General features: G+C 42.9%; 19 protein-coding genes. 16 read left to right on the top strand and 3 right to left on the bottom strand.

What is annotated here, in order from left to right:
* Position 1: 1 nt before the first annotated feature.
* Together HLH18_RS03345 and HLH18_RS03340 are read right to left on the bottom strand one after the other, a co-directional pair.
* Complete coding sequence (locus tag HLH18_RS03345; RefSeq protein ID WP_171545778.1) at positions 2–1,240, bottom strand: tyrosine-type recombinase/integrase; 1,239 nt, start codon at positions 1,238–1,240, stop codon at positions 2–4.
* A gap of 133 nt (positions 1,241–1,373) precedes the next feature.
* Positions 1,374–4,208: a ribonucleoside-diphosphate reductase subunit alpha gene (locus HLH18_RS03340; protein WP_171545777.1), complete on the bottom strand. Its 2,835-nt coding sequence runs from the start codon at positions 4,206–4,208 to the stop codon at positions 1,374–1,376.
* Positions 4,209–4,796: 588 nt separating this feature from the next.
* Here HLH18_RS03340 and bfmR point away from each other — a divergent pair.
* Both bfmR and bfmS read left to right on the top strand, forming a co-directional pair.
* Positions 4,797–5,513 carry a response regulator transcription factor BfmR gene (gene bfmR, locus HLH18_RS03335; RefSeq protein WP_067726452.1) on the top strand — a complete coding sequence of 239 codons (717 nt, stop codon included), beginning with the start codon at positions 4,797–4,799 and terminating at the stop codon, positions 5,511–5,513.
* Between the two features lie 31 nt (positions 5,514–5,544).
* A complete protein-coding gene (gene bfmS / locus HLH18_RS03330) occupies positions 5,545–7,203 on the top strand; it encodes a sensor histidine kinase BfmS (RefSeq protein WP_214647250.1) in 1,659 nt (552 codons plus the stop codon).
* A 43-nt stretch (positions 7,204–7,246) separates the two neighbouring features.
* Here the strand turns inward: bfmS and HLH18_RS03325 are convergent, their stop codons facing one another.
* Complete coding sequence (locus HLH18_RS03325; protein ID WP_171545776.1) at positions 7,247–7,603, bottom strand: hypothetical protein; 357 nt, start codon at positions 7,601–7,603, stop codon at positions 7,247–7,249.
* Between the two features lie 626 nt (positions 7,604–8,229).
* On the opposite strand from HLH18_RS03325, the gene ndhC reads away from it, so the two are divergent.
* The 14 genes from ndhC to upp all read left to right on the top strand — a co-directional run bounded on the left by ndhC (position 8,230) and on the right by upp (position 24,049).
* Entirely contained in the window at positions 8,230–8,778 is a 549-nt protein-coding gene (gene ndhC, locus HLH18_RS03320; RefSeq protein ID WP_214647249.1) for an NADH-quinone oxidoreductase subunit A, read from the top strand.
* Between the two features lie 6 nt (positions 8,779–8,784).
* Positions 8,785–9,462, top strand: a complete 678-nt coding sequence (locus tag HLH18_RS03315) for a NuoB/complex I 20 kDa subunit family protein (RefSeq protein ID WP_086199188.1) — start codon at positions 8,785–8,787, stop codon at positions 9,460–9,462.
* Between the two features lie 88 nt (positions 9,463–9,550).
* Complete coding sequence (nuoC, locus tag HLH18_RS03310) at positions 9,551–11,338, top strand: NADH-quinone oxidoreductase subunit C/D (protein WP_131289390.1); 1,788 nt, start codon at positions 9,551–9,553, stop codon at positions 11,336–11,338.
* 14 nt (positions 11,339–11,352) lie between these two features.
* Positions 11,353–11,862, top strand: coding sequence for an NADH-quinone oxidoreductase subunit NuoE (gene nuoE / locus HLH18_RS03305; RefSeq protein ID WP_131289388.1), 510 nt, complete (start codon positions 11,353–11,355; stop codon positions 11,860–11,862).
* Entirely contained in the window at positions 11,859–13,187 is a 1,329-nt protein-coding gene (nuoF, locus tag HLH18_RS03300; RefSeq protein WP_171545774.1) for an NADH-quinone oxidoreductase subunit NuoF, read from the top strand. Before nuoE ends, nuoF begins: the two co-directional genes overlap by 4 nt.
* Positions 13,188–13,198: 11 nt before the next feature.
* Complete coding sequence (nuoG, locus tag HLH18_RS03295) at positions 13,199–15,883, top strand: NADH-quinone oxidoreductase subunit NuoG (protein ID WP_171545773.1); 2,685 nt, start codon at positions 13,199–13,201, stop codon at positions 15,881–15,883.
* A 3-nt stretch (positions 15,884–15,886) separates the two neighbouring features.
* Entirely contained in the window at positions 15,887–16,903 is a 1,017-nt protein-coding gene (nuoH, locus tag HLH18_RS03290) for an NADH-quinone oxidoreductase subunit NuoH (RefSeq protein WP_067726434.1), read from the top strand.
* A gap of 18 nt (positions 16,904–16,921) precedes the next feature.
* The gene (nuoI, locus tag HLH18_RS03285; RefSeq protein ID WP_171545772.1) at positions 16,922–17,464 is read left to right on the top strand and encodes an NADH-quinone oxidoreductase subunit NuoI; all 543 of its coding nucleotides are present in this window, start codon (positions 16,922–16,924) and stop codon (positions 17,462–17,464) included.
* A complete protein-coding gene (nuoJ, locus tag HLH18_RS03280) occupies positions 17,464–17,982 on the top strand; it encodes an NADH-quinone oxidoreductase subunit J (RefSeq protein WP_171255231.1) in 519 nt (172 codons plus the stop codon). Before nuoI ends, nuoJ begins: the two co-directional genes overlap by 1 nt.
* Positions 17,982–18,290, top strand: a complete 309-nt coding sequence (nuoK, locus tag HLH18_RS03275) for an NADH-quinone oxidoreductase subunit NuoK (RefSeq protein WP_067726428.1) — start codon at positions 17,982–17,984, stop codon at positions 18,288–18,290. Before nuoJ ends, nuoK begins: the two co-directional genes overlap by 1 nt.
* Positions 18,287–20,182: an NADH-quinone oxidoreductase subunit L gene (gene nuoL / locus HLH18_RS03270; RefSeq protein ID WP_171545771.1), complete on the top strand. Its 1,896-nt coding sequence runs from the start codon at positions 18,287–18,289 to the stop codon at positions 20,180–20,182. The genes nuoK and nuoL overlap by 4 nt, the downstream gene beginning before the upstream one ends.
* Before the next feature lie 7 nt (positions 20,183–20,189).
* Entirely contained in the window at positions 20,190–21,794 is a 1,605-nt protein-coding gene (gene nuoM / locus HLH18_RS03265) for an NADH-quinone oxidoreductase subunit M (protein WP_171545803.1), read from the top strand.
* A gap of 3 nt (positions 21,795–21,797) precedes the next feature.
* Positions 21,798–23,291: an NADH-quinone oxidoreductase subunit NuoN gene (gene nuoN, locus HLH18_RS03260; protein ID WP_131289373.1), complete on the top strand. Its 1,494-nt coding sequence runs from the start codon at positions 21,798–21,800 to the stop codon at positions 23,289–23,291.
* Between the two features lie 122 nt (positions 23,292–23,413).
* The gene (gene upp, locus HLH18_RS03255) at positions 23,414–24,049 is read left to right on the top strand and encodes a uracil phosphoribosyltransferase (protein ID WP_131289371.1); all 636 of its coding nucleotides are present in this window, start codon (positions 23,414–23,416) and stop codon (positions 24,047–24,049) included.
* Positions 24,050–24,052 lie beyond the last annotated feature (3 nt).

Below are 24,052 nucleotides of genomic sequence, written 5' to 3'. Positions count from 1 at the left end.
TTTAAGACTCTGATTTTTGATTAATACTATTTGCTAATAATTCACCAAGTTCATCTGCTTTTTCTCTTATAGATCGACGTGCATATCGATTACTCATTTCTGATATTGAACTCCAACCCATTAATCTATTGCGAATTTGCTTCTCTATTTCTTTATCTGGTCTCCGATCTTCAGGAAGACTATCTAACATTTCACTAAACACATCATTCCAGGTTCTTCTTATTGTATGGGGGGTGAAGTGTATAGCGATCTTGGCATGCTGCTTTAATGTTCTGAACATTAGATTGATTGCATCATTTGATAAATGTTGACCTGTCTCGGTTGTAAATAGATAGCCATGTTTTCTATTTTTGAAAGGGATCTTATTTAAATATTTTGTAAGATAGTTGTGAAAATATTCACAGGCTTTTGAAGAGCACTTGACTTCGCGTTCAATGGTTTTCGATACTCGAATAGTGATGGTGTGGCTACTGTATTTAACATCGTCTGTTTTTAGATATCTCAATTCACTTCTTCGCATTCCTGTACTTAAGAGAATTTCATAAATCAACTGATTTCTATGTTTGAGAAATTCATTTCGAAATGGATTATCTGGATGTTCGGGCTTTATCAGCTCCAGAAGTATATCTCGTTCATTAACAGGGAGTCCTTCTAGGGCATCTTGATCGCCTTTATTAGAGACTTTTGGTGCGAGTGAATGGAAATAATTTAAACGTTGCTCAATGTCATTATATTTATCTTTATTCAGCCGATGTTTTGATCTTTGAAGTAGAAACTTTAGATAATTAAAGATTGTCTTTATACGAAATGAACCTTCTTCTGCTGAAGTTGAAGTTTTTGGCTCTTGTTTTGATTGAGGCATGTAGATGAGATTTTCAATTTTTTTTACAATATTCCTTGAATTTATTGATCGCTGTTCATTTTTCCGGGCAATCATTTGATCTTGATATTTTCGATTTAATCTAAGAAAAAAAGCTAAATCTTGAAGTTGTTCTATAGTTAAAAAATCTGAAGACAGAATGCTATCTTCTAAAACTATATTATTTAATGATGACCATAAATGAGCAACACCAATACATCTTAGTACTTTATCGGTTGTGCTAGCTGCACGACCTAAAGTCCTAAACTTAATCATGGCATAAATATTTGGGTAGAACAGAGGAATTCTATCTTCATCAATGAGTACTACCATTGGTTGTTTATCACTTGCAATAAACTCTTTAATGCTTCTTTTTATCATATTGTATACGTTTTCTAATCCTCATATCCCATAACTTTATTAAATATAAAAATATACCCTTTGTAAAGAGCTTAAGCTTAAGATTTACAAAGGGTATTATGAAATTATGTATACTTTTTAAAGTATATCAGCCCTATTGACAAGCCTCACAATCAGGATTGTCAATTGAACATGCCAATGGCACTGGAGCTGCTTGAGCAAAATCATCTTCAGCTACTGCTTCAGGTTTTTTCACTTCTTCAACTACAGGTGCGCTAGTTACAACAGCAGCGCCCATGTTTGATTTTACTGCGTTCAATGCACCCGTGTTAATGGTCGATTTCTCAGCAGAAGTCGCACCCAATGCACGAAGGTAATAAGTGGTTTTAAGACCACGTAACCAAGCCATTTTGTAAGTCATGTCCAGTTTCTTACCGTTTGCACCAGAGATGTAAAGGTTAAGAGACTGTGCTTGATCGATCCATTTTTGACGGCGTGATGCAGCATCTACAATCCAGCGTGGTTCAACTTCAAACGCAGTCGCGAAGATGGCTTTAAGCTCTTCAGGAATACGTGAAATCTTCTGAACAGAACCTTCAAAATGTTTAAGGTCGTTCACCATTACTGAATCCCAAAGACCGCGATCCTTTAACGCACGTACTAGGTACGGGTTGATCACTGTGAATTCGCCAGAAAGATTCGATTTCACATAAAGGTTTTGGAAAGTCGGCTCGATTGACTGAGAAACACCACAAATGTTCGAGATGGTTGCAGTCGGAGCAATCGCCATCACGTTCGAGTTACGCATACCGTCTTTTTGAACTTTGCTACGTAAAGTATCCCAATCCAGACGAGTAGTACGATCCACTTCGAACATGCGTTCTGGACGTGATTTCGCAACGATATCTAAAGAGTCGATTGGCAAGATCCCTTGATCCCACAATGAACCTTTAAATGTTTCATACGTACCACGTTCAACAGCCAAATCACTTGAAGTTGAAATCGCGTAGTAGCTGATCACTTCCATAGATTCATCGGCAAAATCAACCGCCGCTTCAGAACCATACGCCAAGTTCATTTCATATAAAGCATCCTGGAAGCCCATGATGCCCATACCCACTGGACGGTGCTTCATGTTTGAAGTACGTGCTTGCGGTACAGCGTAGTAGTTGATGTCAATCACGTTATCAAGCATACGAACAGCAGTTTTTACTGTACGCGCCAATTTTTCGCGATCTAAAACACCGCCTTGAACGTGTTGTACCATGTTGATTGAACCCAGGTTACATACCGCGATTTCATCTTCATTGGTGTTCAAAGTAATTTCTGTACACAAGTTAGATGAATGCACTACGCCCACGTGTTGTTGTGGTGAACGCAAGTTACATACGTCTTTGAATGTGATCCAAGGGTGACCAGTTTCAAACAACATAGACAGCATTTTGCGCCACAAATCTTTTGCACGAATGACTTTGTGCAACATGTTTGTTTCTTTGGCAATGCTTTCGTAGTAAGCATAACGTTCAGCGAATTCTGCACCCATTAAATCATGAAGGTCAGGCGTTTCAGAAGGTGTGAACAGTGTCCAGTCAGCATCTTCAAATACACGTTGCATGAACAAGTCTGGAACCCAGTTTGCAGTATTCATGTCGTGGGTACGGCGACGGTCATCACCGGTATTTTTACGAAGCTCTAGGAATTCTTCGATGTCCAGGTGCCAGGTTTCAAGGTATGCACACACTGCACCTTTACGCTTACCGCCTTGGTTTACCGCGACTGCAGTATCGTTGGCAACTTTAAGGAACGGTACAACACCTTGTGATTTACCATTGGTTCCTTTGATGTATGAGTTCAAGGCACGAACTGGAGTCCAGTCATTGCCTAAACCGCCTGCCCATTTAGACAACATTGCGTTATCACGCATTGCGCCATAAATGTTGTACAGGTCATCACCAATAGTGGTTAAGTAACAGCTAGATAACTGTGGACGTAGCGTACCCGAGTTAAATAGGGTAGGTGTTGAAGCCATGTAATCGAAGCTAGACAACAAGTTGTAGAACTCGATGGCACGATCTTCACGGTTTTCTTCATTTAACGACAGACCCATTGATACGCGCATGAAGAACAATTGCGGTAATTCAAAACGGATGCCATTTGAATGGATGAAGTAACGGTCAAATAAAGTTTGCAGACCTAAGTAGGTGAACTGGTTTGAGCGTTCTGGTTGAATCGCAGCTGCCAATTTCGCAAGGTCGAAGTTAAGCAGTTCTGGAGAGAGAAGATCAAGCTCGATTCCTTTCTTTAAGAAAGTTTCTAAAGCATCACCTTCATTGGTGTCTGTAGACAGACCCAGGAACTCCAAACCTGTAGCAACCAAGTTGTCACGAAGTAAACGTGCAGTCACATAAGTATAGTTCGGTTCTTGTTCGATACGGGTACGGGTCGCCATCATCATTGTTGTTGAGATGTCAGACTCTTTTACGCCGTTATATAAGTTCTTGATGGTTTCATCGACGATCGCTTGAACATCAATACCTTCCAGACCTTCAGCTGCTTTTTCTACATGTGCTTTTAGCGCGCCCAAGTCAAGCGGTTGAAGCTGACCATTTGCAGCCGTGATTTGCAAGGTAGGATGATGATGTGCGCCAGTTTGTTTACGTGCATCAGAGCGTTGTTCGCGGTAGATGACATACGCACGCGCAACTTTCTGTTCACCGGTACGCATAAGCGCAAGTTCAACTTGGTCTTGAATTTCTTCAATGTGAATCGTGCCACCTGACGGTAAACGACGGTTAAAAGTATTCATCACCATTTCAGTAAGTTGTTCTATACGGTCATGAATACGGCTTGAATCAGCGCTTTGTTGACCTTCTACGGCCAGGAAAGCTTTACCTATCGCGACAGAAATTTTCTCTGCATCAAAAGTAGCAACATCACCGGTGCGTTTAATCACCTGAAGTTGACCAGGAATTGAAGTGATTACGCTCATGTGGGCATAGCTCCATTGTCATCTATTGTTATGTGTGTGGACCATTTGAACTGGACGAAATCTCATCTCAGTGTTTGAGGATTAAACACAAGAACTAGTGGTTTAAAATCGAATTGAACACAAGATACGGGAAAAATGAGCTTAGATCAATATTGACATTTTAGTAAAAATTTTTCTATTTCTCCGCAATATCTCATTGCAAAAAAATCTCTATTTTTATGTTTCTTGTATAAGCCTGATTAGACAGGGGTCTAGCATAACAAAGCTCGGATTAAGTACTTATAGATAACATTGTGGATAAGTTAAAAGAGTGCGATTAATTACTCATATTCTGAACAAAATGGCAAAATGTATATAAAATCATCATTTTGTAACAAGATATATCGGCAAAATGGCGGAAATGGGTGTTAAATTTGAAAATATCAATTAATTCAACACTTAATAAAAATATAACAAAAAACTACTTTGATGTATCAGTTTGGTGAATGCTATCTTGTTTACAATGTAAACGTGTGTATATTGCTGAATATATTAAAGCGTATCCGTCGGATTTTTAAGGATACCTTAATCCATATAAAGGGGCATTTTATGAGCCAAGAAGAAAAGTTACCTAAAATTTTAATTGTTGAAGACGATGAACGTCTTGCACGTTTGACTCAAGAATACCTGATTCGTAATGGATTAGAAGTTGGGGTAGAACCTGACGGTAATCGCGCAATCCGTCGTATCATTGCTGAACAACCAGATCTAGTGGTACTGGATGTGATGTTGCCAGGTGCGGATGGTTTAACCATTTGTCGTGAAGTTCGTCCACATTATCATCAACCGATTTTGATGTTGACTGCACGTACCGAAGATATGGACCAGGTTTTAGGTCTGGAAATGGGTGCAGATGACTATGTGGCTAAACCTGTTCAGCCACGTGTTCTTTTAGCGCGTATCCGTGCTTTACTGCGCCGTACCGACAAGGCACCTGAAGATGAAGTTGCACAACGCATCGAATTTGATGACCTTGTGATCGATAATGGTGGCCGTTCGGTGACTTTGAATGGTGAGTTGGTTGACTTCACCAGTGCTGAATATGACCTGTTGTGGTTATTGGCTTCAAACGCGGGTCGCATTCTATCTCGTGAAGATATTTTTGAGCGTCTACGCGGTATTGAATACGATGGTCAAGACCGTTCAATCGACGTGCGTATTTCACGTATTCGTCCAAAAATTGGTGATGATCCAGAAAATCCAAAACGTATTAAAACAGTACGTAGTAAAGGTTATTTATTCGTTAAAGAAACCAACGGTCTTTAATATTTGTACCTAATTTTTATAGGACATCCTCTTGTTTAAACACAGTATATTCTTGCGTATTTATGCGGGGTTAGTAATTTTAGTCGCCTTGGTAGCAGTATTTGGCTACCTGTTGGTACAGATTATTAATTACCAGCGTGCGCAAGAATATCGTGAATCTTTAACCGATGGTGTGTCTTATATTATTAGTGAGGGCATCGCACGGCAGCCGAATGAGCAACAGAAAAAAGACTGGATTTCTGATGCTTCGGATTTGCTGGAACTGCCCATTTATTATGTAGATGCCAATAAAGTTGATTTATCGCGTACCGAGCAAAGACGAATTAACGAGCGTAAAGCTGCGGTTCGTTATGATGCACAAAACTCGATTGCTTACGTGATTATTGGCCTGAAAGATGATCCCAAACATTTACTTTATATAAAAGTAGATAAAATTGGCGAACGCCAAATGAAAGCGTTGCCGATTTTTATTCTGGATTATCTAGTGTATTATCCGGGACAAGAAAAAGAATATCTTGCAAAAATTCAATCGAATTTTGCTTATCCTATTCAAATTGAAAAAATTCAAAACCTTCCACTCGATTCGGAACAGATTGGTCGACTTCGATTAGATCACAGCATTATTTTATACCGTGACAGTGCATCGGTTCGTGGAACCACTATTTCTATTGTTTCCCCTATGCCAAGTTCACCTTCAGAGGTGTTGGTGCTCGGTCCTGTGCCGCTATTTAACTGGATGCCTTTCCAGTTGGCTGCAGGCATTACCTTACTCAGCTTATTTGTGTTGAGTCTAGGGGTGTATGGCTTGCTTGTACCGATGCAACGTCGTTTGCGTGAAGTGAATTATGCACTGCATCGTATGAAGTCAGGAGATATGACTTTGCGTTTGCCTGTCGATGGAACTGATGAAATGGCAAGTCTGGCGACCAATTACAACAGTATGTCGGATCACATTCAGCGCTTGATTGAAGCACAACGCGAATTGATGCGTGCGGTTTCGCATGAATTACGCACGCCTGTGGCGCGTATCCGTTTTGGGATGGAAATGCTCGCAGAAGAAGATGACTATGAGTATCGCTTGCAACAGGTTGAGCAGATTGATAAGGATATTGAAGCGCTGAACACCTTGATTGATGAAATCATGACCTATGCAAAACTCGAGCAGGGTACACCTTCTTTAGACTTTGAAAAAATTGTCTTGTTTGACGTGTTAGATCAAGTTGTTGTTGAAACTGAGGCACTAAAAACACAAAAAGAAATCGAGCTTCAAGCACCGCCTCTTACCATTGTGGTGGATGCTGAACGTCGTTATTTACACCGTGTAGTACAGAATTTAGTGGGTAATGCGGTTCGGTATTGTGATCATAAAGTGATTGTAAGCGGAGGGATCAATGACGAAGGTCTGGCTTATGTGCAGGTTGAAGATGATGGTGCAGGTGTACCCGAAGAAGAGCGGAAGCGCATCTTTGAAGCTTTTGCACGTTTAGATGACAGTCGTACCCGTGCTTCTGGTGGCTATGGTTTAGGTTTGTCTATTGTGAGTCGTATTGCATACTGGTTTGGCGGTAATATTCATGTCGATAAAAGCCCAATTTTGGGTGGAGCGCGTTTTATCATGACATGGCCTGTACAAAGATTTAATAAATCTGGCAAAAAAACCGGTCTGACGAAAGACAGTATAGAGTTTTAAGCAATGTAATAAAAAAGCACCGGATTCGGTGCTTTTTTATGGTTTATTCGTGAAGAGTGGCATCGGGTTCAATAATGGATTTGCCTTGTCTCAGGCTTTTTAGAGCCTCAGTATTGAAATCTAGCAGCAAAGAATTATTTTTAGGATCGATGGCGTAATGACTAATCAGCTTTTGATCGCCGTTCAGTGTTTCAACTTTATATTGATCTGCGATATTTAAAATAGCATCCAGATTTGTGGTTGCAGAAGCAAAGTCTTGGCGAAAAAGTTCATAAATATCACGAAGGTCGAAAATGGCATCCTGGGCATCCGGATGTTTTTCAATATACCCTTGCACATGATGTACTAAGAGCTGTGCAAAGAAAAAATACTCAGATTCGTGTTTGTATGCTAAGCCCATGTGTTTGCTCCTTATTCTTTGTTCTATGAATACAGATAGGAATAGCATAAATAGGGGGGGAGATCATCATGAGATGCATTAGAGTTGCAAAAAAACACACAAAATATGTACTACGAAGTCGGGTTTATTGCTTTATATAGGTGGTAGTGCTTTAAAAAAATTACACACTAAAAAGAGTTCTCATATTTATCATCGCATTGCTAAAAGTGTTGATCTTTATGGGAGAGATAAAACAACAATGATTTAAATTTGAGAATGGGAGCCAGAAAGATATTGGGCCAAAGTTTGATCGTTTTGCGCTGATTGAAGATGTGCTTGAATAAACAGATGACACTATAATTTGGATTTTTCTAGGAAATATAAACCTGGATTTCATAAATTTGAAAAAAATAATCATTTTTCTTTTTTTGATTTAATAAAGCGATTGCTAGATAAACAATAGGGCTTAAGCTTTGAAAAAAAGGCAAAATGATTAAAAAATCATCCTAAAGACTAAGGCTTATAAGCTAGCAAGTGAAATCATAAATCAGGTACAATTGGCGGGATTAATTTTGTGTTTGGTGTATTTGAAGGCCAATACATACATTCTTTGTTAATAAATTAGGCCTGCCAGGAGTTATCCCCGCATGAGTGCCATTACTCCATACGATTGGGCAATTATTGCCTTCGTGATCGGCGTTACATTTCTTTGCGTCTTTATGCTCACAGTTCCTTTACTCCTTGGGGGTAAGTCATGGGGCCGTGCGAAGCAAGAGCAATTTGAGTCAGGTGTGGTAGGTGCTGGTGGAGCACGCATCCGCTTGTCTGCTAAGTTCTACTTGGTGGCGATTTTCTTTGTAGTATTTGACTTAGAAGCACTTTATCTCTACGCATGGGCTACATCAGTTCGTGAGGTAGGTTGGTTCGGGTTTACAACTGTTGTTATTTTTGTGGTCGATTTATTGATTGCTTTGGTTTATGCCATTTCTGTAGGTGCATTAAACTGGGCGCCAACGGACCGCCGCAAATCAGCAGCTATGCAACCGAAAATGGGTTCAGCAAATATGAACCTTGCAGACATTACTCGCTTTAACTCCATCGAAGAGTTGGTCATGGACCCTACAGGTCAAATTCCAGCTCAATCTTCTGGTCGTGTGAAAGCAAAAACACCGGCTACATCATCTATTAAGGAGTAACTCGGGATGAAATATACATTAACCCGTGCGAATCCGGATGCTGATCAATATCCACTTCAGGAGCGTCAGATCGTTACGGATCCGCTTGAAGAAGAAGTGAATAAGAATGTATTCATGACTCGTTTAGAGGACGTGATGCATACAGCTGTAAACTGGGGCCGTAAAAACTCTGTATGGCCTTTTAACTTTGGTACATCATGCTGTTACGTAGAATATGCAACCACCTTAACCGGTGTGCATGATATGTCACGTTTCGGTGCCGAAGTTATTCGTGCTTCACCGCGTCAGGCGGATTTAATGATTGTTGCAGGGACTTGCTTCGTGAAGATGGCCCCTGTAATTCAGCGTTTATACGAGCAAATGTTAGAGCCTAAATGGGTGATTTCAATGGGTGCTTGTGCAAACTCTGGCGGCATGTATGACATTTATTCAGTTGTACAAGGTGTGGATAAAATCATTCCTGTCGATGTGTACATCCCAGGTTGCCCACCACGCCCTGAAGCATTGTTGCAAGCATTAATGTTGTTACAAGACCAAATTCAATTAGAGCGCCGTCCACTTTCAGCGGTAATTGGTGATGATCTTCAGCCAGTATATAAGCCAAAGATGCAGCCAGAACGTGACCGTAAGAATGCTGAACGTATTGCAGTGAAAAACTTACGCTCTATGGATGAAATTAAATAATTTTAACGATGAAATATTGATGCACCCGGTCTGGGTGTAATTGTCGTTAAAGTTGACTTGAATTTGTATTAAATAGGAAGCCAAGCCAATGGCTGAAACTGACATTGCTATGCCAGAATCAACTCCAGTTGATTCACGCCCAGCATTTGCAATTGTAGAAGAGCTCAAAACCAAGTTTGGTGAGAACTTCTACGTGCAAGCGACCTTTGAAGATTTTCCAACGGTCTGGGTTGAGCGCGCACGTGTACAAGACGTTTTAATGTTCTTGCGTACAGTGTCACGTCCATACGTGATGTTGTTCGACTTGTCGGCGGTAGATGAGCGTTTACGTACGCACCGCGACGGTTTACCTGCGTCTGACTTCACCGTGTTCTATCATTTGTTATCGCTAGAGCGTAACAGTGATATTCGTATTAAAGTTGCGTTGAATGAGAATGATGTAAATCTTCCAACAGCAACCAACATTTGGCCAAATGCCAACTGGTACGAACGTGAAGCATACGATATGTTCGGCATTAACTTCGAAGGGCATCCAATGCTCCGTCGTATTTTGTTGCCAACCTATTGGGAAGGTCACCCACTTCGTAAAGAATATTCTGCACGTGCGACTGAATATACCCCGTATATGCAGAACCAGGCGAAACAGGATTTCGAGCAAGAACACTTACGCTTTGTTCCTGAAGACTGGGGTCTAAAACGCGGTAATGCCGACGAAGACTTCATGTTCCTGAACTTGGGTCCGAACCATCCATCTGCTCACGGTGCATTCCGTGTCATCTTGCAGTTAGATGGCGAAGAAGTGAAAGACTGTGTGCCTGACATCGGTTATCACCACCGTGGTGTGGAAAAGATGGCTGAACGTCAAACCTGGCATTCATTCATTCCTTATACCGACCGTGTTGACTACCTGGGTGGTTGTGCGCAAAACATGCCTTATGTGTTAGGTGTGGAACAAATGGCAGGAATCACTGTTCCTGACCGTGCACAATGTATCCGTGTCATGATGTCTGAATTATTCCGTATCAATAACCACTTGTTGTATATCGGTACTGCGATTCAGGATGCCGGTGGTATGACGCCTGTATTCTACATGTTCGCCGATCGTCAAAAAATCTATGACGCAATTGAAGCGATCACGGGTTACCGTATGCATCCGGCATGGTTCCGTATCGGTGGTACAGCGCACGACCTTCCAAACAACTGGCAAAAACTTATTCGTGAAATTCTCGAATGGATGCCAAGCCGTTTGAAAGAGTACTACACTGCTGCGCTGAAAAACTCTGTATTTATTGGTCGTACCCGTAATGTTGCGCAATACGATGCAAAATCTGCATTGGCTTGGGGTGTAACAGGTACCGGTCTTCGTGCTACGGGTATTGATTTCGACGTTCGTAAATACCGTCCTTATAGCGGTTATGAAAACTACGACTTCGACGTGCCTTTAGAGTATGAAGGCGATGCTTATGCGCGTGTTCTTGTTCACTTCCGTGAAATTGAAGAATCGCTCAAAATCATCCAGCAATGTTTAGATAACATGCCTTCTGGTCCATATAAAGCGGATCATCCATTGGCTGTTCCACCACCAAAAGACAAGACATTACAAGATATTGAAACTTTGATTACGCATTTCTTAAGCGTGTCATGGGGTCCTGTAATGCCTGCAGGTGAAGCATCTGTGATGGCAGAAGTGGTGAAAGGTGCATCTAACTACTACTTGACTTCAGACAAGTCGACCATGAGTTACCGTACCCGTATTCGTACACCAACTTTCACCCATTTACAGCAAATGCCTTCTGTGATTAATGGCAGTCTTGTATCTGACTTAATCATTTATTTAGCGACAATTGACGTCGTAATGGCTGACGTGGATCGCTAAGGGGTAAACGCATTATGATGATTTTGACTGATAAAAAGCCACGTGTGAATGTTGAAGGGATTTTAACTTCGGAAGAAATCCACGATATTGAACATCACATTGAACATTATCCGTACCCGCGTGCGGCATGTTTGGATGCATTGAAATGCGTTCAACGCCGTAATGGTTGGGTGGATGATGCGCAAATGAATGCGATTGCACAAATGCTCTCTATGAGCGTTGCGGATTTAGAAGGCGTTGCGACGTTCTATAACCGTATCTATCGCCAACCTGTTGGTCGTCACGTAATTTTGTTATGTGACTCGATTGCTTGCTTCCTGATGGGTGCAGAAACTTTGGCTGAAGCGTTCCAGCGTGAACTCGGTATTCAGTTTGGTCAAACCACCGCTGATGGTCGTTTTACTTTGCTGCCGATTTGCTGCCTAGGTAACTGTGACAAAGGTCCAACCTTAATGATTGATGAAGACACTCACGGATTGGTTGAAGTGACTTCGGTTAAACAGTTATTGGAGAAGTATCTATGAATACTGAACCAAAACCAATTTACGGTGACGGTAACCCGGAAACTCATCCACTCACTTGGCGTTTAAGCAAACAAGCCAATGTTCGTAATGCTGATGATTACGAAGCGCTTGAAGGCTATGCAGGCTTTAAAAAAGCCATTGCCATGAAACCGGCTGAAGTGCTTGATGTTGTTAAAGCTGCAACTGTAAAAGGTCGTGGTGGTGCAGGTTTCCCGGCAGGGATTAAATGGTCATTGATGGCGCCAAATGATGGCGGTCCACGTTACCTGATCTGTAATGCCGATGAAATGGAACCGGGTACCTTTAAAGACCGTTTGTTGATGGAAGATCTTCCACACCAATTGATTGAAGGGATGTTGATTGCTGCTTATACATTAGAAGCAACTCAAGGTTATATCTTCATTCGTGGTGAATACATCGAAGCTGCGAAGTATTTAAACGAAGCACTTGAGCAGGTTCGTGCCAAAGGTTACCTGGGTGATAACATCCTTGGAACAGGCTGGAACTTTGATTTACACGTGCATACCGGTGCGGGTCGTTATATCTGCGGTGAAGAAACTGCATTGATTAACTCGCTTGAAGGTCGCCGTGCTAATCCGCGTACCAAACCGCCATTCCCGCAAGTTGCTGGTGCTTGGGGGCGTCCTACGATTGTTAACAACGTAGAGACCTACAACAACCTACCTGCAATCATGCTGCGTGGTCCTGAATGGTACGTAGGTTTGTCGCAAGGTAAATCAAAAGATCCAGGTACAAAAATTTACGGTGCGTCAGGTAAGGTGAAATTCCCGGGTCTTTGGGAACTTCCATTTGGTACGACTGCGCGTGAAGTGATTGAAGATCATGCCGGTGGTATGCGTGATGGTCTTAAATTAAAAGCATGGTTACCAGGCGGTGCTTCGACTGACTTCTTGGCAGCAGAACATATCGACTTGCCAATGGATGCAGAAAGCATCATGAAAGCAGGTTCACGTTTAGGTACCTGTTTGCTGATGGTGGTTGATGAAACCCAATGTATGGTTTCAGCAACACGTAACCTTGAAGAATTCTTTGCGCGTGAATCATGTGGCTTCTGTACGCCTTGCCGTGATGGTTTACCTTGGGCGGTTAAAGCGCTTAAAGCATTGGAAAATGGTACAGGGAAGAAAGAAGATATCGACCACTTACAAGAACTTACTCGTAAGCTTTGGATTGGTAAGACTTTCTGTGCTCATGCTCCAGGTGCAATGGAACCACTTATGGGTGCACTCAAACATTTCCGTGGCGAATTTGAAGCGAAGGTAGTCAATGCCGCCGCTCAAACTAGCAACGTAGAACAAGCTTAAGGAATTCGACTATGGCTACAATTCATGTCGATGGCAAATCGTATGAAGTCAATGGCTCAGAGAACTTGCTGCAAGCATGTTTGTCTTTGGGTATTGATATCCCGTACTTTTGTTGGCATCCATCCTTAGGTTCTGTCGGTTCTTGCCGTCAATGTGCCGTGACTCAGTACGCGAATCCAGAAGATACGCGTGGCCGTTTGGTCATGTCATGTATGACGCCTGCATCTGACAATACCTACATCTCGATTGAAGACAAAGAAGCCAAAGATTTCCGTGCTTCGATTGTTGAATTCTTGATGACCAACCACCCACACGACTGTCCAGTCTGTGAAGAAGGTGGTCACTGTCATTTACAAGATATGACTGTGATGACACAGCACGATCGTCGTCGTTACCGTTTCACCAAACGTACGCACTACAACCAGGAGCTAGGCTCATTCATTTCTCACGAAATGAACCGTTGTATCGCGTGCTACCGTTGTGTGCGTTACTACAAAGACTACGCAGGTGGTACCGACTTCGGCGTGTATGCAAACGCATCACGTGTTTACTTCGGTCGTCCTGAATCAGGCACTTTAGAGTCTGAATTCTCGGGTAACTTGACTGAAGTCTGTCCAACAGGTGTATTTACCGATAAAACGCACTCAGAACGCTATAACCGTAAATGGGACATGCAGTATGCGCCAAGCGTATGCCAAGGCTGTTCTTCAGGTTGTAACATCTCTCCGGGTGAGCGTTATGGTGAACTTCGCCGTGTAGAAAACCGCTTTAACGGTGACGTTAACCAATACTTCCTTTGCGATAAAGGTCGTTTCGGTACGGGTTATGTAAACCGTGAAGATCGCCCACGTCAACCGCAATTCCGTTCAGGTGAAAACGTGACTACAGTTTCTGTAGATCAGGCGCTTGATACCGTGATTGAAAGTATCCAAGGCAAAAAAGTCTTAGGTATTGGTTCTCCACGTGCATCTCTTGAATCGAACTTCGCGCTTCGCGAGTTAGTCGGTCAAGACAACTTCTCTACAGGTCTGGCTCAAAAAGAGCAAAATCTGGTTGAACTTGCTGCTTCTATCATGCAAACCGAGGGTGTTTATAACCCGACGATGCGTGAAATCGAAAGCTATGATGCTGTGTTGATTCTCGGTGAAGACTTAACTCAAACTGCACCACGTATGGCGTTGTCTGTTCGCCAGGCTGCGAAAAATAAAGCCAAAGAAATGGCTGCAGAACGTCGTACTCAAGAGTGGTTGGCTGAACCGGTACAACGTATTGGTCAAGATGCGAAATCTCCGATTTACATCCTTGCTGCGACACAAACGCGTTTATCTGACGTTGCGACAGGTGAAGTGGTTGCTTCTCCAAACGATATCGCGCGTTTAGGCTTTGCGGTTGCTGCGGCAGTGGCAGGTGAAAATATCACTGGTTTGGATGACGATGCGAAAGCATTTGCTCAAACTATTGCTGACACCTTAAAAGCGGCGAAAAAACCATTGATCATCTCTGGTACAAGCTTGCAAGATCCTGCAATCATGGAAGCGGCTGCACAAGTTGCGCAAAACCTTGGTTCAAATGCGGGTCTTACATTGACTGTTCCTGAAGTGAACTCAATGGGCTTGGCAATCTTCGGTGGTTTAAGCTTGGAACAAGCATTCGCTCAAGATTACGATGCCATCATCGTGGTGGAAAATGACCTTTACCGTCGTTTACCTGCAGCGCAAGTTGATGCTGCACTGGCTAAAGCAAATGACGTGATCGTGCTTGATCATGCAGAAACTGCAACTGTTGCGAAAGCATCGATTGTACTTTCAGCGGCAAGCTTCGCGGAAGGTGATGGTACTGTGGTATCTCAGGAAGGCCGTGCACAACGTTTCTACCAAGTGTATGACCCAAGCTACTACAAACCAGAACTTGCGATCAAAGAATCATGGCGTTGGTTACATGCCCTTGAAACTGGCTTACAAGGTAAGGCAATTTCATGGACATTGCTGGATGACGTGATTGAATCGGTTGCGAAAAATGTTCCTGCACTTGAAGCGATTCAAGATGTAGCACCAGATGCCGGCTTCCGTGTGCATGGCTTGAAAATTGCGCGTGAACCACGTCGTTATTCAGGTCGTACTTCAATGCGTGCGCCTTTATCTGTGCATGAACCAAAACAACCGATCGATATCGATTCTGCATTAACTTTCTCTATGGAAGGTTATGTGGGTAATGAAACACCATCGTCACTGGTACCGTTTGCATGGTCTGCAGGCTGGAACTCTCCACAAGCTTGGAACAAATACCAAGACAACGTGGGTGGTCACTTGAAAGGTGGTGATTCAGGCATTCGTTTATTTGATCGTCTGAAAAAACGTCCTGCACGTACATTCGTTGCACCAACGCCAGTCGTTGCGCATCCAGAAAGCTTCCGTTTAGTGCCGATGCACCACATTTTCGGTTCTGGTGAATTCACTGTAAAAACACCTGCCATGGAATCGCGTATTCCTGAAGCAGTATTTGCAGTGGGTGAACAAGATGCAGCACGCTTAAATGTTCAAGACGGTCAAAAAATTACTGTGAAATCAGGTGAGGCAAGCATTAGCCTTCCAGTTCAAGTGATTGAATATTTACCTACAGGTTATATTGGTTATCCAATTGGTCTTGCACCAACTGTTTCACTTGCAGAGCCTGTATCAGTCGCGGTAGGAGTGTAATTCATGGAACAAGAATTAATACGTCAAACACCGCTTTGGGCTGAGAACTGGCCAATCGCTTACTCTGTGGTTCAAGCGATTGTGATCTTGCTTGTGGTGGTGCTTGTCGCTGCGTTGATGTCATTCATCGAACGTCGTTTACTTGCATTATGGCAAGACCGTTACGGTCCAAACCGTGTTGGTCCTGGGGGGATGTTCCAAATCGTTGCCGACATGCTGAAAATCATGTTTAAGGAAGATTGGACACCAAAGTTTGCTGACAAACTCACTTTCCGTTTAGCACCAGCAGTTGCCATGGCAACTGCGGTACTTTCGTTCATGGTGATTCCTGTAAGTCCAACACTGGGTGTTGCTGACATGAGTATCGGGCTATTGTTCTTTATGGCAATGGCAGGTATTGCAGTGTACGCAGTGCTTTTTGGTGGTTGGGCTTCAAATAACAAATATGCGTTATTGGGTGGTCTTCGTTCTGCAGCTCAAACCATTTCTTATGAAGTGTTCTTGGGTATCTCGCTGATGGGTGTGGTCGCAATTGCGGGTTCATTCAACATGCGTGAGATTGTTGAAGCGCAACGTGATGTCTGGTTTGTTATTCCTCAATTCTTAGGTTTCTTGATCTTTATTGTTGCAGGTGTGGCAGTAACGCATCGTCATCCATTTGACCAACCAGAAGCTGAACAAGAATTGGCGGAAGGTTACCATGTCGAATACGGCGGTATGAAATGGGGTATGTTCTTCGTTGCAGAATATGTCAACGTGGTTCTTATTTCAGCACTGATCGTAACTTTATTCTTTGGTGGTTGGTTAGCGCCATTCAACCTAGAAATTCCATTTATTCCACCAGTATTCTGGTTCATTATCAAAACAGCATTCTTTGTGATGATGTTTGTCTTGGCACGTGGTTCACTCATGCGTCCACGTTATGACCAGGTGATGAACTTTGGTTGGAAGATTTGTTTGCCTTTGGCGTTGGTCAACTTGTTGGTGACTGGTGCTGTGATTCTGATGAATCAGGCCTAGGACAGCAGGGAGTACAAAATGTATAAAATTCTAGCTGGATTCGGGTCAATCGTACGTTCATTGTGGATGGTCTTCAGCCACGTGACACGTAAACGTGACACCATTTTATATCCAGAAGTACCAGGTGAACAAATTGTTCCGCCGCGTTTTCGTGGTCGTATTGTATTGACACGTGACCCAGATGGCGAAGAGCGCTGTGTTGCATGTAACTTATGTGCGGTTGCTTGTCCAGTGGGCTGTATTTCACTACAAAAAGCAGAAAAAGAAGATGGTCGTTGGTATCCGGAATTTTTCCGTATCAACTTCTCTCGTTGTATTTTCTGCGGTATGTGTGAAGAAGCATGTCCAACGACTGCAATTCAGATGACACCAGATTTCGAATTAGGCGAATATGTTCGTCAAGACTTGGTCTATGAGAAAGAAAACTTGCTCATTTCAGGTCCTGGTAAATATCCTGACTACAACTTCTACCGCGTAACCGGTATGGCTGTAGCAGGTAAAGATAAAGGTCAAGCACAACGCGAAAGCGCGCCTGTTGACGTACGGAGCTTACTACCATGATGTGGCCATTTTATTTGATGGCACTCGTGGCCATTGTCTCTACGATTCGCGTTGTCACTAACGCGAATCCTGTACATGCATTGCTTAGCTTGATCGTGTCTCTGCTTGCTGTTGCAGGTATGTTCATGATCGTTGGTGCACCATTCGCTGGTGCGCTGGAAATTATTGTTTATGCCGGCGCGATCATGGTGTTGTTCGTGTTTGTGGTGATGATGCTGAATCTGGGGCAACATACAGTTGATCAGGAACGTAAGTGGCTCACTTCATCTGCATGGGCATATCCTGCAATGGTGAGTTTCCTGATGGGCTTAGTGCTTGTCTGGATGCTCGGTTCAGATTACACCACCGCTGGTCCTGTCATGGGCACAGAAGTGATTGGACCTAAAGCTGTTGGTACAGCGCTCTTTACTCACTACTTACTATTGGTAGAAGTTGCCGCGATGTTATTGCTAGCTGCATTAGTAGCTGCATTCCATTTGGGTAAACGTGAACCAAGTGCAGAAAAGGAAAAAGAATAATGGGCAACATCCCTTTAGAACATGGTTTGATCGTTGCAACCATTCTTTTTGCACTCGGTTTTTACGGTGTAATGGTGCGACGCAACCTATTATTTATGTTAATGAGCCTTGAAGTGATGATGAACGCAGCTGCACTTGCGTTCGTTTTAGCGGGTAGCGCTTGGTTACAACCAGATGGACAAATCATGTTCATCCTGATTTTAACCCTTGCTGCTGCAGAGGCGTGTATTGGTCTTGCGATCGTCCTTCAGTTCTACCATCGCTTCCATCATTTGGATGTGGATGCTGCTAGTGAGATGCGCGGATGAGTTATTTATATTTAACAGTATTATTTCCGCTCATTGGTTTTATCCTTTTAGCGGCGGGGCGTAACAAGCTTCCTGAAAGTGTGGCAGCCATTATTGGGGTAGGTTCAGTCGGTCTTTCGGCTCTATTTGCACTAATTGCTGGTATGGGCTTTGTCGAGAATGGCTCAGTTGCACAAGTTCAACATCTTTGGACTTGGTTCAATGTTGGTGGTTTAGCACCGGGCATGAGCCTGCATTTAGATGGTCTATCATTACTGATGATGGGCATGGTGACGGGTGTGGGTTTCTTAATCCACATCTTTGCATCATGGTACATGCATGGTGATGAAGACTTTGCACGTTTCTTCTCATACTTCAACCTGTTCGTAGCGAGCATGTTGTTACTCGTATTGGGCGATAACCTGGCGTTATTGTTCTTGGGTTGGGAAGGCGTGGGTCTGTGTTCATACTTGCTGATTGGTTACTACTACCAAAAACCTGAAAATGGTTATGCGGCAATTAAAGCATTTACCGTAACCCGTATCGGTGACGTATTCTTGCTGATCGCATTGTTCTTGCTTTACCAACAATTTGGTACGTTGCATATCGGAACAATCGTTGCCAATGCACCTCAAGTATTAGCGGGTGATCATTCACTTGCAATCTGGACATCTTTAATGTTGTTCTTGGGTGCTGCGGGTAAATCTGCACAAATTCCATTACAAACATGGTTAGCTGATGCGATGGCAGGTCCTACACCTGTTTCTGCATTGATCCATGCTGCAACAATGGTAACCGCAGGTATTTACCTGTGCTGCCGTATGTTCTCTGTGTTTGAAATGACACCTGAAGTGATGATGTTCATCTCGATTACGGGTGCGGTAACATTGATTGTTGCTGGTTTTGCTGCATTGGTTCAAACCGACATCAAACGTATTTTGGCTTACTCAACCATGAGTCAGCTCGGTTATATGTTTATGGCTGTAGGTGCTGAAGCATACCAAGCAGGCTTGTTCCACATGCTTTCACACGCATTCTTCAAGGCATTATTGTTCTTGTCATCTGGTGCGGTGATTCTAGCTTACCATCACGAACAAAACATCTTCAAAATGGGTGGCTTGTTCAAACATAACAAATTCCTGTTTGCCTGCTTCGCGATTGGTGGTGGTGCATTGGCAGCCATTCCATTCTTAACCATCGGTTTCTTCTCGAAAGATGCGATCCTTGGTGCAGTTTGGGCACAAAGCCACATTGCAAATCTTCCTGTATATAACTGTTTATACTGGGTGGGTGTTGCTGGTGCGTTCTTAACTTCAATTTATACATTCCGTTTAATCTGGGTTGTATTCTTCGGGAAGGAAAACACACCGTATCACGAAATCAAAGGTGCAACTTATTGGGCGCCGTTGGGTATCTTGGCGGTACTTTCAACTGGTTTGGCTTACTTCTTAAAAGCACCAGTGGAAGCAATTTTAAACTCTGCGAAAATTCCAGCGTTTATTATTCCTGAAGCACTTGAAGCGGGTGTACACGGTGCTGAATATACAGCAGTGGGTATTGCATTGGCTGGTCTTGTGGTTGGCGTGATCCTGTTTGCCTTTGCTTATAAAGCAGTTAAAGCTTTTGCCGAAACTTCATTCGGTGCGGGTCTTGCCAATATTTGCCGTAATGCACTCGGTTTTGATGCGTTGTATAACATCGTATTTGTAAAACCATATTTGCTGATTGCGAAAATTTTAGGTCGTGATCCAATTGATGGTTTGTGGTTAGTGCTTCCTGCCATTGTTAAAGGTGGTCATAGCTTCACAAGCTCACGTCAAACAGGTTCATTGCGTGAATACGCATCAAGTATGTCACTCGGTGTAGTGGTATTGCTGATGATCTTGATCGTGATTCAGGTAGTGGGGAAATAAGATGGAAATCACAAACAACTGGATTTTACCCGCGCTGATCCTCGTACCGTTCATTGCAGGTTTTATTTGTTGGTTAGTCGACAAGTTCAATGACAAATTGCCACGTTATATTGCCTTAATCGGTATGCTCGTAACACTGGGCTTAACTGTTTCGCTTTGGCAATCGGGTACTTATAACTATGAATTAGGCGCTAAAGTTCCGACTTGGTCAGCTGAATTCATGCTGCCTTGGATTCAAACCCTCGGCATTAACATTCACCTGGCGGTGGATGGTCTTTCACTTCTGATGGTGGGATTAACTGCATTACTGGGTGTACTTGCAGTTGGATGTTCATGGGGTGAGATTCAAAAGAACGTTGGCTTCTTCCACTTAAACCTTTTATGGTCTTTGGGTGGGGTGATCGGTGTATTCTTAGCGATTGACTTGTTCCTGTTCTTCTTCTTCTGGGAGATGATGCTTGTACCAATCTACTTCCTGATTGCTTTATGGGGTCATAAGGGTGCGGACAACAAATCACGTGTCTATGCAGCGACCAAGTTCTTCATCTATACTCAGGTAGCAGGTTTAATCATGCTCATCGGTATCCTAGGCCTTGTGGTTTACGGTTACATGATGACAGGCATGATCGGATTTGATTACAACTACTTGTTAGGTGTGGCGAATACGCTTGATGCACAATTACCATCAGTGGCTTATGCCTTGATGATCTGTATGTTCATTGGTTTCGCTGTAAAACTTCCAGTGTTCCCATTGCACGGCTGGTTACCAGATGCGCATGCTCAAGCTCCGACAGCAGGTTCTGTCGACTTGGCAGGTATCTTGATTAAAACAGCTGCATACGGTTTACTGCGTTTCGTTATTCCATTTTTCCCAGCGGCTTCTGCACAGTTTGCAGACATCGCGATCATTTTCGGTTTAATTGGTGTGTTCTACGGCGCTTGGTGTGCTTTCCAACAAACCGATATGAAACGTTTGCTTGCGTATACTTCTATTTCGCACATGGGCTTTGTTTTACTTGCGATCTACGCAGGTAATATCCTGACCTTCCAAGGCTTAATGATCATGATGTTGGCACATGGTATTTCATCTGCTGCATTATTCATTATGTGTGGTCAAGTGTATGAACGTTTACATACCCGTGACTTACGTAAAATGGGCGGTATTCGTGGTCAGTTCCAATACTTGCCATTCTTCTTGATGTTCTTTGTCGCGGCCCTTGTTGGTATTCCTGGTCTGGGTAACTTTATTGGTGAATTCCTGATTTTGATGGGTTCATTCCAAAAATTCCCAACCTTCACCATTGTGGCAGCGATCAGCTTGGTGTTGGCAGGTCTTTATGGCTTGATCCTGATTCACAAAGCAATGTTTGGTACGCCAAACGAAGAGCAAAAACAACATTATACCAACCCGCTAAAAGACTTAAATGCGCGTGAGATTGTTATTTTGTTAGTTTGTGCCGTTGCTCTACTATGGCTTGGTATCTACCCACAAAGCTTCCTTGATATTTCAAATTCAAGCATGGCGTGGTTAGCAAATAGCTATATCCCAGTTCAAGACGTTGTCGATGCGACTCAACAAGTCGTATCGCAACAAAATGTGGAGATCCAATAAGCCATGAACTTCACAATGTCATTTTCTGAGCTTATGCCATTAGCTCCTGTGATGATCGTGGCTTTAACTGCGATCGTTGTGATGCTTCTTATTGCAATTAAACGTAACCATAATTTAATTGCAACAGCATCTGTAGTGGGCTTAAACCTTGCTTTGGTATATATCCTATTCGCTATGTTTGGTGGGGCATTTGCACCATCGAACGTGATGGGCATGTTTATGGTTGATCCATTTAGCATGCTTTATCAACTGGTGATCATTGTTGCTGCACTTGCTTGCTGTACCTTGTCACACGCTTATATTGAAACCTACAAAGATAACCGTGAAGAACTGTATATCTTGATGTTGTGTTCGGTTGCGGGTGCGATGTTGATGGTTGCAAGTTCGCATTATGCATCTTTCTTCATTAGCCTTGAGTTGATGTCGATTCCTGTATACGGTCTGTTGGCATATACGCATCAACGCTCACGCTCTTTAGAAGCAGGTATTAAATACCTGGTTCTTTCAGCAACTGCTTCTGCAATGTTGTTGATGGGTATGGCTTATATCTATGCGTATACTGGTTCATTGTCTTTCTATGACAATGTTCAGGCGTTAATGCAAGCAATCCAGCAACCAATGGTGATTTTAGGTTTAGGCTTAATCATCTGTGCTGTTGCATTTAAATTGTCTCTTGCGCCGTTCCACAAATGGACACCAGACGTTTATGCAGGTGCACCAGCGCCAATCGCAACATTCCTTGCGACTGTTGCGAAAGTTGCAACCATTGGTTTGTTTGTACGTTATTTACTGGCTTCAGGTGCAATCCTGGTTGATTCAATCGTAACCATCATCACGATTATTGCGGTGCTTTCAATCTTGGTGGGTAACTTCTTGGCGGTACGTCAAGTGAACTTGAAACGTATCCTGGGTTACTCTTCAATTGCACACTTTGGTTATTTGTTGATTGGTTTAATCAGCATGACTTACGCAAGCCTTGGCAACGTAACGGTTTATGTGATCACTTATGTGTTAACAACGATTGGTGCGTTCGGTGTGGTCGCGTTAATGTCGAGCCCGTACAACAATGACAGTGAAGCAGAAAGTCTGGCGGATTACCGTGGTTTGTTCTGGCGTCGTCCAATCCTGACAGCAACTTTGACTGTCATGATGTTGTCTCTTGCCGGTATTCCACTGACTGCGGGCTTCATTGGTAAGTTCTTGGTAGTGATGGCGGCGGTAACCACGCAACACTGGTTCCTTGCTGCAATGATCATCGTTGGTTCTGGTATTGGTTTGTACTACTACCTCCGTGTAATGGTGGTTATGTACATGACTCCGCCAGATACACCACGTATTGATGCTGATAAACATTGGGGTCAAAAAGTGGGTGGTATTATGGTGCTTGCTGCTGCATTGGCTGTATTGGTTATCGGTATTTACCCAGACCCAATCATCAAGTTAGCGCTTCAAGCAGAGATTTTATCTCCACTGCATTTCATGCTTTCTCAGCAGTAATCTAAAAAAACGATTAGTTTTAACCAAAAAGCCTCCTAACTTAGGGGGCTTTTTGGTTTATAAGAGATATAAAAAACATTTATAATAGAAGGAATTTTATCTCATCTTTTAGGTGTTCTCCCGTGGCTATTCATGAAATCCGTCATCCGCTCATTCGACATAAACTTGGTTTGCTACGCCGTGCAGACATTAGTACAAAAAATTTCCGCGAATTAGCACAAGAAGTCACCATGCTTCTGACTTATGAAGCAACCAAAGATTTGCCGGTATGTGACCATGAAATTGATGGTTGGAACGGTAAAGTAACGGTAGATCGTATTGTCGGTAAAAAAATTACCGTTGTGCCAATTTTACGTGCCGGTATTGGCATGTTGGATGGTTTCTTAAATCTTATTCCAAGTGCCAAAGTATCGGTTCTGGGTTTAGAACGTGATGAAAAAACTTTAGAAGCACGTACTTACTACAAAAAATTGGTACCTGACGTTCAAAACCGTCTTGCGATGATTATCGACCCAATGTTAGCGACAGGTTCATCACTGGTTGCGGCTATTGATGTATTGAAAGCAAGTGGCTGTAAAGATATCCGTGTAATGGTCTTGGTTGCTGCACCTGAAGGGATCAAACGTGTTGAAGCGGCTCATCCTGATGTCATCATCTTTACTGCTGCCATCGATGATGGTTTGAATGAAAATGGTTATATCGTTCCGGGTCTTGGCGATGCTGGCGATAAAATTTTTGGTTCTGTACAAAAAGATTAATTC

This window comes from Acinetobacter sp. ANC 5414, assembly GCF_013004295.1.
In the GTDB taxonomy this organism is placed as follows: Bacteria; Pseudomonadota; Gammaproteobacteria; order Pseudomonadales; family Moraxellaceae; genus Acinetobacter.
This window is presented reverse-complemented; position numbering and strand designations above follow the sequence as displayed.